The organism is Hungatella hominis, from assembly GCF_014288005.1.
Taxonomy (GTDB): Bacteria; Bacillota; Clostridia; order Lachnospirales; family Lachnospiraceae; genus Hungatella; species Hungatella effluvii.
In genome coordinates this window covers 315101-330915 of record NZ_JACOPB010000005.1, presented here as the reverse complement: position 1 = coordinate 330915, position 15815 = coordinate 315101, and the positions used below count along the sequence as shown (strand labels likewise).

At 49.6% G+C, this 15815-nt stretch carries 11 protein-coding genes; 7 read left to right on the top strand and 4 right to left on the bottom strand.

Annotated features, from left to right (window positions below):
* Positions 1–111 precede the first annotated feature (111 nt).
* Genes H8S75_RS13955 through H8S75_RS13945 form a run of 3 tightly spaced genes read left to right on the top strand, consistent with a single transcriptional unit; the run spans position 112 to position 3727 of the window.
* Positions 112–1203 (top strand): ABC transporter substrate-binding protein, encoded by a 1092-nt coding sequence (locus H8S75_RS13955; RefSeq protein ID WP_187022140.1) that lies wholly within the window; start codon positions 112–114, stop codon positions 1201–1203.
* 12 nt (positions 1204–1215) lie between these two features.
* Positions 1216–2970 (top strand): sensor histidine kinase, encoded by a 1755-nt coding sequence (locus H8S75_RS13950; RefSeq protein WP_187022139.1) that lies wholly within the window; start codon positions 1216–1218, stop codon positions 2968–2970.
* On the top strand, positions 2963–3727 hold the full coding sequence (locus tag H8S75_RS13945) for a response regulator transcription factor (protein ID WP_187022138.1): 765 nt from the start codon (positions 2963–2965) through the stop codon (positions 3725–3727). Before H8S75_RS13950 ends, H8S75_RS13945 begins: the two co-directional genes overlap by 8 nt.
* Before the next feature lie 26 nt (positions 3728–3753).
* Here H8S75_RS13945 and H8S75_RS13940 read toward each other — a convergent pair whose 3' ends face one another.
* Entirely contained in the window at positions 3754–4038 is a 285-nt protein-coding gene (locus H8S75_RS13940) for a hypothetical protein (protein ID WP_002604221.1), read from the bottom strand.
* Positions 4039–4528: 490 nt separating this feature from the next.
* Between H8S75_RS13940 and H8S75_RS13935 the strand changes: the two genes are divergently transcribed.
* The 3 genes from H8S75_RS13935 to H8S75_RS13925 all read left to right on the top strand — a co-directional run bounded on the left by H8S75_RS13935 (position 4529) and on the right by H8S75_RS13925 (position 9534).
* Positions 4529–5935, top strand: a complete 1407-nt coding sequence (locus tag H8S75_RS13935) for a hypothetical protein (protein ID WP_207729139.1) — start codon at positions 4529–4531, stop codon at positions 5933–5935.
* A gap of 106 nt (positions 5936–6041) precedes the next feature.
* The gene (locus tag H8S75_RS13930; RefSeq protein ID WP_002604219.1) at positions 6042–7874 is read left to right on the top strand and encodes an ABC transporter permease; all 1833 of its coding nucleotides are present in this window, start codon (positions 6042–6044) and stop codon (positions 7872–7874) included.
* Between the two features lies 1 nt (position 7875).
* Positions 7876–9534, top strand: a complete 1659-nt coding sequence (locus tag H8S75_RS13925; protein ID WP_187022136.1) for an ABC transporter ATP-binding protein — start codon at positions 7876–7878, stop codon at positions 9532–9534.
* 65 nt (positions 9535–9599) lie between these two features.
* Here the strand turns inward: H8S75_RS13925 and H8S75_RS13920 are convergent, their stop codons facing one another.
* The 3 genes from H8S75_RS13920 to H8S75_RS13910 all read right to left on the bottom strand — a co-directional run bounded on the left by H8S75_RS13920 (position 9600) and on the right by H8S75_RS13910 (position 14215).
* On the bottom strand, positions 9600–10415 hold the full coding sequence (locus H8S75_RS13920) for an Rpn family recombination-promoting nuclease/putative transposase (protein ID WP_279288679.1): 816 nt from the start codon (positions 10413–10415) through the stop codon (positions 9600–9602).
* A 205-nt stretch (positions 10416–10620) separates the two neighbouring features.
* Positions 10621–12240 (bottom strand): response regulator, encoded by a 1620-nt coding sequence (locus H8S75_RS13915; RefSeq protein ID WP_187022134.1) that lies wholly within the window; start codon positions 12238–12240, stop codon positions 10621–10623.
* Positions 12241–12265: 25 nt separating this feature from the next.
* A complete protein-coding gene (locus H8S75_RS13910; protein WP_187022133.1) occupies positions 12266–14215 on the bottom strand; it encodes a sensor histidine kinase in 1950 nt (649 codons plus the stop codon).
* 271 nt (positions 14216–14486) lie between these two features.
* Between H8S75_RS13910 and H8S75_RS13905 the strand changes: the two genes are divergently transcribed.
* Positions 14487–15779 carry an ABC transporter substrate-binding protein gene (locus tag H8S75_RS13905; RefSeq protein ID WP_187022132.1) on the top strand — a complete coding sequence of 431 codons (1293 nt, stop codon included), beginning with the start codon at positions 14487–14489 and terminating at the stop codon, positions 15777–15779.
* Positions 15780–15815: the final 36 nt, after the last annotated feature.

Genomic DNA, 15815 nt, shown 5'->3' with positions numbered 1-15815 from the left:
TAATCGTATGCAGTGTATCAACATTACAGAAAATAAGAGTATGAGTCCATATTGGAAATCTCTCCCTAAGATGGTATAATGGAAAAAGTGAAGCTCCAGGGGGAGGGACTTATGGACGAGTTTATCAGATCGGAAAAACAAATTCGGCGGAAGCAGGCTGTCAGGACCTTGATATGTATGGCCCTGTTGATCCTGCTGTCCGCCGTTTTATATGGATGCAGCAAAACAGAAGAAACCGGTCCCGCGGCCGCGGCCGGAACCGGGGGCAGTCGGCAGGCGGAAGGTTACGGAGTCAGCGAAGACAAAAAGCTGATCGTATACACCTCCCATAAAGAGGAAGTATACGGCCCTATTATCAGGGAGTTCGAAGAGCGGACCGGCATATGGGTCGAGGTGAGGGACGGCGGTTCCACCGAGCTTTTAGAGGCCATCGGCCGGGAAGCGGGACAGCAGACGTGTGACATTATGTTCGGAGGCGGAGTGGAAAGCTATGAGGCTTACCGGGAGTATTTTGAGCCGTACCGGTGTAAGCTGAGCGATAAACTGGACGATCAGTATTTGTCTCCGGATGACAGCTGGACCGCGTTTACGGAGCTTCCTATCGTGTTTATCTACAACAACAAGCTGGTAAGTGCGGAGGCGGCGCCTCACAGCTGGAAGGACTTTTTAGATGACGAGTGGCGGGGGAAAATCGCATTTGCGGCGCCTGGAAAATCGGGTACCAGCTATACGGCTCTCGCTACCATGATTCAGGTGCTTGACATGGACGAGCGGGAGCTGATGGAGGACTTTGTATCCGCTCTGGATGGAAAGGTCTCAGCCGGTTCCGGGGAGGTCGTGGATGAGGTCAGTACGGGAATTCATCTCGTCGGGATCACGCTGGAGGAGACAGCAAAAAAGCGGATAGCCAAAGGGGCGGATATCACCATGATTTATCCGGAGGAAGGCACCAGCACCGTGCCGGACGGCTGTGCCCTGGTCAAGGGGGCTCCCCACGAGGACAACGCGAAGCTGTTCATTGATTTTACGGTCAGCGACGATGTCCAGAATCTGATTATGGACCAGTTCTGCCGCCGGACAGTGAGGAAGGATTTACAGATGAAAACGGCCGGTGAGGAGATGAAGATCATGGATTTTGATCTCGAATGGGCCAGCGCGCATCAGGATGAGATCCTGGCGCTGTGGTCGGAACTGATCCGGTAGAGAGGAATCGCCATGTGGAACTTTATCAGAAAATCGTTTAAACGGGAACTTCTCGTAAGTTTTGTGGCCGTCGCGCTGCTTCCTCTGGTCCTCAGCTGTATCTTCCTGATTCAGATGTTCAAAGTGAAACTGGAACGCGACTACCAGAAAAAAGATATGGAACAGGCGGCTGTCATGGAAGAAAAGCTGACTACCCTGTTTCAGACCATCGATGAGGTGACGCTGCGTCTGAGCGAAGAGCCGGAGATTGCGGCTTCCATCAGGGAATCCGGCAACCGGGGCAGAAGCGCGGTCTATGCGAAGCTGTACGAGGAGACTGCCAGCCTGCGGGAGATGGCTCAGTTTGATCTCTACTCAGAAGAGGGCGTCTGCCTCTACTCTACCGGCGCAGGCATGTTTCATACCCAGCTTCCGGTTTACTGGGGAATCTTAAAGGTGGCAGAGGCTCACCCGGACGAGATGACCGTACGGCGTGAGAAGGAATATTCAGGATCGTCCAATATTCTGCTGCGGGCCGCCCGTCCCATCCTGGATTCCGAAGACAGCAGCGTGGGGTATGTTCTTGTGAGTATCAATGGCTCCAATTTTGAAAAGATTCTGGGCGGAACTTACGGCAGCCAGGATGGCGTCTGTATCTTAAACAGCTTTTGGGAAACGGTCTACAGTACGGGAACCGCGGTCCGTGAGGAGATCGGGACGGTTCTGAGGCACCGACTGATGGCGGGCGCGGCAGTTGATGAGCCATTTCATAATAACAGCATCTATATTTCTGAGATCGACGGGACGGGACTCTACAGCGTCTTTCTGCGGCCGAAGGTATTTACGGCTGATACGACGAAATCCATGTACAGCGTGCTGATCGTCATGACGGCCGCCAGTCTGATGCTTTGTGTGGCGGTGGCAGCGAAGATGAGCAACCATCTGTCGCGTCCGATCCAGAGCCTGAATGAGGCCATGCACGAGGTGCAGAACGGAAATCTCGACGTGAGGGTCATTTCCACGAGGAATGATGAGTTCGGCCAGCTGTCCGGCAGCTTCAACACCATGGCGTCGGAGCTTAAGACCTATATGGAAATGCAGGTCAGCCAGCAGAAGAAGCTAAACGAGGTACAGATCGCAATGATGCAGGCCCAGCTGAATCCCCATTTCCTGTACAATACACTGGATACGATGAAATGGGTCGCCAAGGCGAACCACATCCCGGAGATTGCCACCCTGGCGGCAAAGCTGGCAAAGATTCTGCGAACCAGCATATCCAATGCCCAGTTTATCACCCTGAAGGAGGAACTGGAGCTTGTGGGCTGCTACGCGGAGATACAGAAGATCCGCTTTCAGGGGAAATTCTGTTTCGATTACGAGCTTCCAGAGGAGCTTGCAGACTGTGTGGTTCCGAAACTGGTCGTTCAGCCAATTGTGGAAAACGCCATGATACACGGACTGAGAGACTGTGAGGAAGGCCATATCCTCGTCAGGGCATTTTCAAAGGAGGAGCGGCTCTTTATAGAGGTGATGGATGATGGCTGCGGAATCAGCGACGAGGTACTGAACCATTTAAATAATCGGACGGCAGGAGCGGGCATACCGTCAGAGGGCGGAGAGGAAGATCTGCTCCGGCTGGGACATATCGGTTTTTACAATGTGGATACGATTATCCGGCTGCACTACGGTGCAGAGTATGGGCTGTCGGTCTGCAGACCGGAAGAAGGAGGCACGAAGGTGACCATCATGATTCCGGTCAGACAGGGAGAGGAGTTAGGAGATGCTTAAGGTATTGGTAATTGACGACGAGGTATTTGTAAGAAAAGGAATTGTCATGGAGACGGACTGGGCGTCCTTAGACTGCATGGTGGCCGGAGAGGCGGCCAATGGCCTCGAGGGCCTGGAGGCGTGCCGCAAATACAACCCGGATCTGATCATCTCCGATATCCGGATGCCGAAGATGGATGGAATCGAGATGCTAAGAGTCCTTCGGGAGGAGGGAAACCATGTCTCCGTCATCTTTCTGACCGCCTACAGCGAATTCGAATACGCCAGAAACGCGTTAAAGCTTTTGGCTTTCGATTATTTACTGAAACCGTTTGAGGATGGCGAACTGGAGGACGCAGTCAGCAGGGTGCGCGATAAGCTGGTAAAAGAACGGGAAGAAAAGGAACGTCAGGAGGAGTCAAAGATTCTTTCTCCCGGAATCAAGACGGGTGATAAGAGCCGGTATATCAAAGAGGCAATCGCCTACATAACCGAGCATTACAATGACAGTGACTTAAGTGTGGGAACGATCGCCGAATCTCTTGGAATCAGCGAAGGACACTTAAGCCATCTGTTCAAGAAAGAGACGGATTACACCGTTATGGCCTATATAACCCGGTGCAGAATCAGGGAGGCGATGAAGCTTCTGACCAACTGCCGCTATAAGGTGTATGAGGTGGGAGAGATGGTCGGCTACCGGGATATCACTTATTTCTCCAGCACATTTAAGAAAATAGCGGGCGTCACCCCCTCCGAATACCAGGCTGTGAATTCTTAAGGCCAATCTTAAGGCTATTCGGCGCTTTAGCAGCAGTCAAAGATCGTCTTGGCAGTGAGTAAGCTGCCGTACTTTGCTTTCCAGTCACGGTGAATATCGGAAGCGTCGAAAACAGCAAGCGCCTCGCGCTCCAGCTCTATTAAAATCATGAAATCGTATCGGTTAGGCAGATCAATCACGGAAGGATAGAAGGATACCTGGTGTATACCTTCTATTTTTTCTGCCTTTTTAAACAGGACTTCTATTTCCGGATACAGGGCTTCTTTCTCTTTGACGGTTTCAGAAAATTTTACAATGATATAATGTTTCATGGGATGACGGCTCCTTTTCATGTGGAAATAATGATTGGAAATAAATGTTGGGGAGATTGTTTCTGTATTGTATCAAGTATAGCATAAGCGGGGGATTTCGAAAAGTATGGCAAGAAACAGTTAAAACCGGCAAAAAGCGCCACTATACACAGTTACATTAAGCTGTTACGTCGGTATGATGTGCAATATATATAATAATGCCGATGCAGGAACAGGAAAAACATACAAAAATATCAGAATACACAAAGGAATAACAGTATTGTCCAGTTCAAAATGACGAAGAGACCAGATATAATAATTACATCAGATGATGCTGCAGCATCGAAAAGGCAGGAAATAAGAAGCCACTCCACTAAGCTCGTGAAAGACCTCGCTAAGTGGAGATGACATGTATCGCACGTAGGAGACCAAAATACGGTCTCCAAGTGCTCATAACAAGGAGGAGTAAGAAGTGAAAAAACAAATTTTATCAGCAGTTCTAATCAGTACCATGTTGGCGGCAACACTTGCCGGATGCGGTTCTAAAGCGGCGGATCCAACGACCGCAGCACCAGCGGCTCAGACAGAGGCCGCGAAGGGGGAGGAGACAAAGGCCCCCGAGACCGATGCAAAGGCAGAGGAACCGAAAGTGGACGATGCAAATCTTTCGGAAGTGGAAAAGATTATTAAAGAAGCCCAGACCATGAGCATGGAAGAACTGGCAAAGAAGGCAATCGAAGAGTCCAACGGAAAGACCTTCTACGGAGTTGGCAACTCCAGCCGTGGAAAGACCGCTTTACCGCTGTTCATCGAATACTTACAGTCCATCGATCCTTCCTATACCATGGAATATGAGTGGCAGCAGCCAAAGAATAATAAGATCTTCGAACAGCTGTCGGCTGACTCTTTGAAGTCTTCCGGAACATTTGCCATGACTCTGATCCAGGATGGCAACCAGATCGAATCCAAGATGGTTCAGACCGGTATTTTAAAGACCTTTATTCCGAAGGAATGGGCAGATGCCAACGGCACTACAGCAGACGCTTACACAGGATTCCTTCCATTGCAGACTTTGAACAAGGTATTCATGTACAATTCCACCGGAAATGCGGAATTCAATAACTGCTGGGATTTCGTGGCAGAAGGCGTTCACCCGTTATACATGGACATTGATTCAGAGGTTGTAGGAAAGAACTTCCTATACATGCTGACAGAAGATAAGTACGCCGGATGGTTAAAAGAGGCATATGATGCGTTAGACAGCAGTAAACAGGCGTATTTCAAGCCGGTGGTCGATGAGATGGCAACCGATGCCGAAGATTTGGGACTCGGTGAAAATGGCGCCTACGCCCTGGCATGGATCAAACTCTGGGTAGAAAATTACAATGAACAGACCGATGACGGCCCGATCTGCAACACCCTGGTATCCAAGACTGCTACAGACCAGTGCGGACTTCTCGTATATTCAAAGCTTCGTTCCGTTGAGGAATCTTCGGAAGTATCCGTCAACAATATTAAAGTTGCAGCCTACCAGGATGGCTACAAGGGCATCGGCGGCTACGGCTACTGCCATTACTTATTCCTGACCAACAACAGCCCGCTTCCGTGGACCTCCTGTGCATTCATCGCCTATATGACCAACACAGCAGACGGATTCTCCGCATGGGGCAAAGATATGGGCGGTTACTCCTCTAACCCGAAGGTTATGGAAGAGACCGAAAAGATCTACGGCCACAGCAAGGGCGGCTACAATGACAAGGGCGAGAACGAATTCGACAGCAAGAACGACAGAGGATATGAGTGGTGGACCACTGACGGCGAACTGGTTCTGGAAGATCCGGAATACTGTGCGGACGTATCCTTTACAGTAGGAAGCTGGATTGAGCTGCTGACAAAATACAGCGATTCTGCTCAGTAAACGATCACTCGCAGAAGCTCAAGAGGGTCACCGCAGCAATGAGATAACGGGAGTGCCGCATTAAGGCTGTTCTTAATGCGGCAGCCCATTTTATAAGGAGTTAGTTATGGACCAGACAGTTAATCGTAAGTCAAACAATAAGGTCATCGTGCTTAATAAGATCAAGACATACTTTTCCAAACCGCAGAATGTCATCCTTCTGTTGTTCGGCATTGTGCTGACTTTTACAACGGTTGCACCAATCGTGGCAATTGTGAAGGATACGCTCATGATCCATCCGGGAACCATCGATGCCCATTTAACGGGAAAGGCATCTGGCTATACAATTGTCAACTATGTTGACTTATTTACCAGCCGGCTGGCCAGAACGAATCTGTGGAAACCGTTATGGAATACGCTGCTTTTAGCGGTATTGACCTGTCTCATCTCGATTCTCTATGGCGGCGTGTTCGCATTCCTTGTCACGAGGACCAATTTAAAATTCAAGAAGTATTTAAGCTCTATCTTCATTTTCCCGTACATTATGCCTCAGTGGACACTGGCGGTCGTATGGCAGAACTTATTTAACAGCAACGCGGTCGTGGGAACGTCCAATGGGCTTTTGGCTTCGCTGTTCGGGATTCTGGCGCCCAAATGGGTATGCCAGGGACTCTTTCCCAGTGCGGTCGTCCTGGGCCTTCACTATGCGCCATTCGCCTATATCCTGATCGGCGGTATTTTCCGCAACATGGATGCCAATCTGGAGGAAGCGGCCACCATTCTCGATACGCCGAAATGGAAAACCATGTTCCGGATCACGCTTCCAATGGTAAAACCGGCGATTCTCTCCACCGTTCTTCTGGTATTCGGAAGCGCCATGGGAAGTTATCCAGTACCGCATTATCTGGGCTTTACGACGCTTTCCACCAAGTATATCTCCATGAACTCCAAGTATACCGGTGAAGCCAGTATTCTTGCCATTATTATGATGGTATTCGGCGTGGCGATCCTGACCATGAACCAGGTGAGTTTAAAGAGCAGAAAGAATTACACGACGGTTACCGGTAAATCGGGCCAGCTCTCCAAGATCAATCTCGGGAAAATGGGGAAATATGTCATCGGTATCGTGATGATCGTGGCAACCTTCTTTACGAGTATTTTCCCGATCCTTTCCTTCGCACTGGAGACCTTCCTTCCGAACCCGGGAGATTACAGCTTCCTGTACACGAGAAATTTAAGCAACTTAACGACCAAATGGTGGATCACCAGTGAAAATATTACGGAAAACGGAATGTACGGCCAGAAGGGAATCCTATATAACTCCACGATCTGGCACGCCTTCTGGGGAACGCTTCTCGTTTCCATATGCTGCGCATTGATTGCCGGAACGATCGGTACCTTAATCGGATACGCGGTATCGAAGAACCGGAGGAGCAAATGGGCCAACTACGTGAACGGAATGGCTTTCCTGCCATACTTGATGCCGTCCATCGCAGTAGGCGCGGCGTTCTTCATTCTCTTTTCCAATGAGAAGATCAATTTATTCAACACCTATACGCTGTTAATCATTGCAGGTACCATAAAGTACATACCATTTGCCAGCAGGAGCGCATTAAACTCCATGCTGCAGATCAGCAATGAGATCGAGGAAGCGGCGATTATTCAGGATCTGCCGTGGTTTAAGAGGATGTTCCGGATCATTATTCCGATTCAGAAATCGGCCATCATCAGCGGATACATGCTTCCGTTTATGACGTGTTTAAGAGAGTTATCCTTATTCCTGCTTCTCTGTACGCAGGGCTTCATTCTTTCCACGACTCTGGATTACTTTGACGAGATGGGCTTATACGCATTTTCCAGCGCCATCAACTTAATCCTGATCGTAACGATCCTGATATTCAATACATTAGTAAATAAACTGACCGGAGCGAGTCTGGACGACGGTATCGGAGGTAATTAACATGCCAGAAATAAAATTAACAAATGTGACAAAGAGATGGGGGAAGTTTTACGCAGTAGACAACTTGAACCTCGATATAGAAGATAATTCTTTCATCACCCTGCTAGGCCCCTCCGGCTGCGGAAAGACAACAACACTTCGTATGATCGCAGGTTTGGAGACACCTACCAGCGGCCGGATCTCCATCGGCGACCGGGTAGTATTTGACAGTGAGGCAGGCATCAATGTGCCGGCCAACAAACGAAAAGTGGGATTCTTATTCCAAAACTACGCGCTGTGGCCCAATATGACCGTCTATCAGAATATCTCCTTTGGACTCAGCAACATCAAGGAGGAACTGCCGCAGATCGATTTCGAGGCAAAGACCACCAATGATTTGATCCAGGCCTTAAAGAGCGGAAAACGAATCGGTGAACTGGTGGAAGAGTGCCGCGATAAAAAAGGCAGGCTGGATATGGATAAGGTCTATTTAAAGCTGATCGACGCCTACACACTGTCGATCTACACAGCAAAGACACTGTTCGGCTTGGGTATTCAGGAAAGCTCTGATCCGGAGGTTGCTGCGAAGGCAAAGGCCGCAGAGCTTCAGGCAAAGCTGGATTCCCTCCGTGCTTCCTACAGGGGAAAAGGCCAGGAATTAAACAATGACTTCGCCGTAGTAAGCGGCGGAAAAGTGCTGACAGAAAACAGAAAGCTCCATAAAGAAGAGGTGGAGCAGGCGGTGAGACGTGTCTCCCGTATCGTCAAGATCGGACCGTTCATGAACCGTTACCCGGCAGAGTTATCCGGCGGGCAGCAGCAGCGAGTCGCCATTGCCAGGACCCTGGCGCCTGAACCTGCGGTGCTCTTCATGGATGAGCCGCTGTCGAACTTAGACGCCAAGCTGCGTCTGGAGATGCGTTATGAGCTTCAGCGTCTGCATGTGGAGACGGGCAGTACCTTCGTCTATGTTACCCATGATCAGATGGAGGCCATGACACTGGCTACAAAGATCTGCCTCATCAACAACGGCGTACTCCAGCAGTATGAGGCGCCCTTAGACGTTTACAACCGTCCGCGCAATCTCTTTGTGGCAGACTTCGTCGGCAATCCTTCCATCAACTTCATGGAGGCAAAGGGCAGACAGAGATCGGATGGTTCCATGGAGCTGACCGTCCTGGACGGTGAAAAAGCCGTATTCCTGCCGGAAAAACCGCTTTCCATGGATCGCTGGTTTATGGAACGGAACCAGGCTGATGAGGAGGCCGAGAAGAAAAAACAGGAAGTCTTAAAAGACAAGAAGGCCGTGGAAAAAGGAAATAAAGATGAGACCTTTAAATACCATATTGCGAAGGTAGACGAAAGCGATTACGCGGTGGAAGACGATCCCGTGATCACAGACGAGGACTTTGTCATCGGTGTCAGACCGGAATGCCTGAAACTGAGTCCCGCCGGCCAGGGAAGCTTAGAAGCCACCGTCTACGGCGCCATGCCTACCGGTATGGAGTCCACCGTTAAACTGCGCGTCGGCGATTTCCTGCTGACAGGAGTAATCTTCGGAGGCGTTACCTATCAGATCGGAGAGAAGACGGGCGTGGATATTGAAGGAAATGATATCCTGCTGTTTGACCGTAAGTCCGGAAAATGTGTGACTGCGGGAAAGATTGAGTTTATCAGATAACGTGTATAGAAAAGGTGCAGCTTTACCAGGCAATTCATATACCTGGTAAGGCTGCACCTTTTACGCTAAAGGCCAAATTCCTCAAAAAGCTTCTCCTGGAACTCCCGGTCCCTGGCTGCGCGGATCATATCTTCTGTACGGGAGGCCTCAATCAATTTAAGATTCAGCTGATTGACCCGTTCCAGCCCTTCTTCCAGCCCTTCTTTCAGACCTTCCTTACGGATCATCTGTTCCCGTTCCCATGATTTCATATAGTTGATTCCAACCTCCTTATCCCGTTTTACTTTATCGACAAATCCATGGATTTTGGCAATGTTCTCATCCGTTACATTGTCGTCCGTACTGTTCTCTATATATTTTAACATATCACGAAGGGCTTTTCCAGGATTTCCGGCGGTTCCTTTCGTGTAAAGATAGATTTTTTTCAGCCCGTCATCATAAGAAACTGACGAATCCTCCACGCAGCGGTTCTGTACTGTGTATACCATACGTTTTCTGTCAAATGGGTCATACGGAAGAATCATAATAATTATGACATTTTTCATATGACCGTAATCTGTCCCTGATTCTAAAAGCTGAGAGTCAATGAGCGCATCATAATAACGCGTCCGCCTGGGCAGAGATTCCTTTTCATAGGTATTGTTTGGCTCGATATTATAGACATCCGTTGAAACCTCTATGTCATCTGTGGAAATATCATCAGAGGATATCTCCTGGACATAAGCGTCAAGCCGGATCCCGTGGTTGCCGGTATCAATTCCTGCCACAGTTTTTTGCGGGATGATTCTCACTTTCTGTATAGTTCTGTTCAGGATAGTACTGAGGAGAATCCGGCAGAATTCCTCCCCAATTCCTTCTTTGGATACCATCTCCTGAAACAGGAAATCGTCTGGGAATTGCGTCGGCGGAATGCCGGGGATTTTTTCGTTCTCCTGGCAGGAGAACAGAATGTATGCCGCAGCAAAAAACTGCGGCGATTAAACTATAATATGACTATAAACCATCTCAGCCGGTATGACAAGCAAAAATTCATCAGCCAAAGCTTCAGTAAAAATTCATCAGCCAAAGCTTCCGCTGCGCCTGTCGTTACTCACCGAGCTGTTCCTGATAGCGCGCCCTGTAGTCGTTGGGCGTCATCCCTGTAGACTTCTTAAACTGGCGTGAAAAGTATTTTTCATCTTCGAAACCGACCTCGTGGGCGATCTGGCGGATTTTTATCATGGGATCCTTCAGCATCTGCCTGGCCTGGTTGATTCTAAGATCGTTCAAATACGTGATCATGGTCACGTGGAAGGTCTGCTTGAATTTCCGGCAAAGGTATTCCTGGTTGACGAAAAAGGTCTGGGCACACGCTGCCTGACTGAAAGGCTGGTTATAATTCAGTTCAATATAGTGTGCGACCTGATAGATCATATCAGCCTCCGGAGAGTGAATGGACTTCAGCTCCCCATGGAGAAACAGGATATCCGCCCGCATTCGGCGGCGGAAGCGTTCAAAGGATATCCGCATCGATCCATCCATGATGTCGCGGAAGTTTAAGACCACATACTCCGTCTGATGGCGGAATCCTTTGTGACGGTTTTCGAACAGTTCAGCCCAGGAGGCAAACAGACGGTTTTCATCCTGAACTGCTTCCAGCACAATGGCAAGAAGCGGAGCATCTTCCGGAATGCGGCTGCGAATCCAGAGAGAGATACTGTCGTCAATCAGCTGCTCATTCCCTGTCAGCAGAGCAGAAAGCAGCATGCGGTCATTCACTTCCTTCTGTTTTTCGGTCAAACCATGGAATGGCCTGTGGAAACCGGGTTCCAGACTGCAGAGTACAGGAGAGAGGCTCGCCATATTGCAGGCTCCAAAGGCGGCTCTTGCCTTCTGGTACGTCTCCATAATTCCTCCGGGAAAAATACCGGCTGCCGCCCCCATGCAGACCGGAAACGGCAGTGACTGCCGCACTGACTGCAAAAAATTCTTTAATTGCTCCTGAAAGGCCGGACTGTAATCGGTGAGAAAAACAGCGATCTCATACCGGCTGTCCGCAGGCAGCAGAAAGCCCGCACCAGAATCGGCCAGAAAGCAGGCGAGCGCGTCTCTGTAGCGGTGAAAGGACTCGTTCCAGGAAGCTTCTTCCCCGGATATAAATGGTTCCAGATTGCAGTAGGTAAATCCGCAGGCGGTAAGCTCCGAAAGCTCGGGAGACAGCTCCATCAGTTTTCTGCAGGCCTGCTCCGGATGGTCGCCGTGAATCAGACGCGACAGCAGATTCTCACGGCACAGGGTGGCCATGGAATCGATCTGGTCCTTGTGGATTTGAGCCGTATGGTATAAATCGTGCTCCTGATTCCAGGCGCCAGCCGCCTTCTTTACGGCCTCGATCAGCTGATCCTGATCCAGTGGCTTTAAAAGATAATCCACACCTCCATGCTGGAGAGAGCTTCTCACATAATCGAAGTTATTATAGCCGGAAATAACGATGACCTTGATATGCTTCAGGGAACCCGCAATATATTTCATCAGGTCAATTCCGCTTAAATCCTGCATGACAATGTCGGTGATTAAGATCTCCGGCTGTTCCGCCTCAATGATGCGGATCGCATCCTGGGGCGTGAGCGCTTCGTAAGTTTCCGTAATTCCCAGTTCCTGCCACGGCACCAGGAGTTTTACGGCCCTGATGACATGGGCTTCATCATCTACGATTAAGACTTTCATGATTTTCTCCATTCTTCTGTGATATTCAGTGATGCTCCAGCATCCGGTAATCTGCCTGGATATGGATCACCGTCCCGCTTTTTCCATCAGAACTGATCTCCATGGAGCACTGGTTCTTGTAATTTAACAGGAGGCGCTGGTAGACGTTGCGCATGCCGATATTGTTTGACACGTATCGGTTTTCCCGGTCTGTCTCCAGCTGCTGTTCACTTTGAATATCAGCGGTTCTGGAAGCGGGACGTTCTTCGGAAAATCGGTTAAGCGCATCGACAAAGGTTTCCGCATCGGATGAGGAGGCAGCTGCCTTTACCTGCTGAAGCGAGTGCGTGAGCTCCTCCAGTCTTTCAGCAGAAATGCCGGTTCCGGTATCTTTGACGAATAAATGGAGGTAATTGCCTTCCACAAAAGCGCGTATGGTCAGGCGGCTGTTGTCAAGCTTCAGAAGATTACCGTGCCGGATCGAGTTTTCAACCAGCGGCTGCAGCGTCATCTTCGGAATCAGCATGGCGCCTGCCTCATCGGATATGTCAAATTCTGTCTCCAGCGTGTTGGGAAAACGCAGCTTTTGCAGCTTTAAATACAGCTCGATGTAATGGAGCGCATCGTTTATGGGCACGAGATTGTGAGCGGTGTCCATGGAGTAGTGCATCATCTGTCCCAGGGCCGTGATGGACTGGTACAGAGGCAGATTGCCGCCCTCCAGGGCATTGGTCGCCAGGCACTGGAGCGTATTGTGGATAAAGTGAGGATTGATCTGGGCCTGAAGGGCCTTTAATTCACTTGTCCGGTTTGCCAGCTCCAGCTGGTACTGGTGAATGATAAAGTTTTTTATGGAGTACATCATCTTGCGGATCGTGATGAGCAGAGAGCCAATCTCGTCATTTTTCGTATAGGTGATGTAGGACGACATATTGGCATCCAGATCACCGGCGCTGACGGCTTCCGCATAGGCTGTCACCTTTCGGATCGGCGCGGTAAAACGTATGACGGTTATGACGATCAGAAGAATCTCCGCCAGAGTCACGATGATAAAGGAGTAAAGCATCATGTGGAAGAAGCGGCTTGCCTTTTCATAGACAAAGGCTTTCGGAGATATCTTGATTAAATACCAGTCCACCGGATCCTCCAGAATGCGGCTGCAAATGACGATGTCCTCGGAATCCGTGTCGAGGACCAGCGGGACGCCAGGCTCCAGGGAAGAGGAAAGGATATCCTGAATAACCGGATTGCGGGTCTGTGTGGCGATCTCTGCGGGAGTGCTGCTGTAGACGTAGCTGCCATTTCCATCCACCAGACAGAGGTACTCCTTTTCTTTGAACAGGGGAGAGCAGATGGAATCCAGAACCGATATGGGAATGTCGATGGTAATTTCTCCCAGGGAATCGGTGACGGAAGGAATCTGATAAATGGGCATATGCAGAGAAAAAACCAGGGAAAATTCCCGCCCCGAAAGCTCATGAAAATTATAGTTGGACTGCATGTGGGCCGATGTCACATAGGAGTGGTACGGTTCACATGGGAAACGCCGTTCCTGGCTTAAATAGATATGGTCCTTTTCATACCGCTGCATATCGGACTGAAGCAGCAGGGACTTTTTTAAGTTAAATGCGGAAAGCTGGATCTGTGAGGCATCCGGCACACTGGAATAAAGGGTCTGAAGGAAATCGAAGATGCGGGACTCCGTCTGAAGCAGGCGGTAGCTGGATACAGACTGTTCCTTTTCCGACAGGATGTCCATGACCTCAGAGTTGAAATAGAGGCCCCGCGCCGTATAATCCACCAGCTTCACGTAATCGGAAATACTGTTTCCGGTGGCGCGCATCGTATCAGTCGTCTGAGAGACGAACTCTTCGTCCAGTGACGTTTTGATATACTCATAGGAAAAAAACCAGTATACCAGAAACGGAACGAGAATGCAGATAAAGAGCAGTGATAATAATTTGATTCGGATACTGACAAAACGCTGACTGTTCATACTTACTTCCCCCAAAACACAGTTATCTGGCACCATTCTACCACAAACAGTAAATTCGCGAAAGACCATGAAGTCAAAATAGTCCTCCTATCATATCAAAAACATGAGTGTAAAAAGAAGTCACGTTCTATTACAATGAAGGCACAACAAAGAAAGAGAGAGAAAATCCAGGAAACAGAGTGATGGTTATTTTTAGTTCCCGCCCCTGTAACTGTCATGGTATACTATAAAAAATACTGTGACAACAACACATCAGGGGGAGTGTTTTACGATGAAGAGAAGGGTTAGAATCGGTTTAATAACAGCAGGTATTGTGCTGGCCGCAGTGGGATGCAAAAGTCAAAACACAGAAACCGGCGCGGCAGAAGCAGCCGCAGAACCAGGAATTGTACTTACCGTAAGCATGCCGTCTTCCGAATGGAGCGGATATGTGAAGGAACTGTCGGATCTGTACAGAAAGGAGCACCCGGAGATCGGGAGCATCGAATGGAATCTGGTGGACCGGAGTATGTATTCCGATTTGCTGCGGGTCAGCCTGGCGTCTCAGAAGCTTCCGGATATTATCTACGTCGGCTTCGAGGGTTCCATGGAAGAGTGGAAGGACCATCTGCTTCCGCTGGAAGCTCAAAACGTACTGCAGAAGCTTCCGATGCCGTACCGCACCATGGGAAGTCTGGAGGGAACGGTCTACTCGGTACCGCTCCAGATTCAGGGGATCGGTATCGCCTATAACCAGAAGCTTTTAAGGGCAGCCGGCTGGGAACGTTTTCCTGAAACGACATCCGAATTCGAACAGTTATGTTTGGATCTGGAGGAACAGGACATAAAGCCCATGATGAACCATTATAAAGAAACGCTGCTTACCATGGCGGGCAACTTATTCATGCTTCCTGCGATGGCGGAGGACAATCCCACCGCGTATATGGAATCCCTGTTAGAGGAAGACCGTCAGCAGGAGTATGAAGAGAACTGGCAGGCGCTGGCGGACTATTTTGATCTGACCCTGCGTTTCGGAAACCGGGATTCCTTAACAACCGGAGCCCCGACCGCAAGAGATTACTTCTTCATTGAAAAATACGCAATGCTGAATGACGAGGGCAGCTGGCTCGCGCCGGTTCTGGCAAAGTCCAAACCGGCTCTGGAACGGGATATCTCCATCGGAGCGATTCCCCTCTACGAGGAAGCGGAGAGAAATAAGCTGATCGTGGAAGTCCAGGCACTGTCTGTGGTGAAAAGCAGCCGGCATCCGAAGGAAGCCGAGGAATTCTTATACTGGCTCGCCACTTCAACAGAGGCGTCCCGGTATTTAAGAGAGACGATGGGCTGCCTTCCGGTCATGGCCATGAACGACGAAAGCCTGGAGGGGCTGTCCCCTCTGGCGGCCGAAGTAAAGGAAAGCATCAAGAAAGGCGGGACCGCGCTCGACGTGGTAAACTGCCTTCCCGGGGAACTGAAAAAAAAGAGTGCCGAACTCTGGGGCTTTTATCTGACCGGCGATTTGAGCCGGGAGGATGTTTTACAGGAGTATCAATCTCTCTGGAAAGATTATATGAAACATAATTAGGCCACTCCACTAAGCTCGTGAGATACCTCACTAAGT

What these genes read in the sequence shown, in the direction of transcription:
- H8S75_RS13925 (WP_187022136.1), top strand. Translation starts at nt 7,876, where the DNA reads ATGCCAGAAATAAAATTAACAAATGTGACAAAGAGATGGGGGAAGTTT.
- H8S75_RS13935 (WP_207729139.1), top strand. Translation starts at nt 4,529, where the DNA reads ATGTTGGCGGCAACACTTGCCGGATGCGGTTCTAAAGCGGCGGATCCA.
- H8S75_RS13910 (WP_187022133.1), bottom strand. Translation starts at nt 14,215, where the DNA reads ATGAACAGTCAGCGTTTTGTCAGTATCCGAATCAAATTATTATCACTG.
- H8S75_RS13950 (WP_187022139.1), top strand. Translation starts at nt 1,216, where the DNA reads ATGTGGAACTTTATCAGAAAATCGTTTAAACGGGAACTTCTCGTAAGT.
- H8S75_RS13930 (WP_002604219.1), top strand. Translation starts at nt 6,042, where the DNA reads ATGGACCAGACAGTTAATCGTAAGTCAAACAATAAGGTCATCGTGCTT.
- H8S75_RS13955 (WP_187022140.1), top strand. Translation starts at nt 112, where the DNA reads ATGGACGAGTTTATCAGATCGGAAAAACAAATTCGGCGGAAGCAGGCT.
- H8S75_RS13915 (WP_187022134.1), bottom strand. Translation starts at nt 12,240, where the DNA reads ATGAAAGTCTTAATCGTAGATGATGAAGCCCATGTCATCAGGGCCGTA.
- H8S75_RS13905 (WP_187022132.1), top strand. Translation starts at nt 14,487, where the DNA reads ATGAAGAGAAGGGTTAGAATCGGTTTAATAACAGCAGGTATTGTGCTG.
- H8S75_RS13945 (WP_187022138.1), top strand. Translation starts at nt 2,963, where the DNA reads ATGCTTAAGGTATTGGTAATTGACGACGAGGTATTTGTAAGAAAAGGA.
- H8S75_RS13940 (WP_002604221.1), bottom strand. Translation starts at nt 4,038, where the DNA reads ATGAAACATTATATCATTGTAAAATTTTCTGAAACCGTCAAAGAGAAA.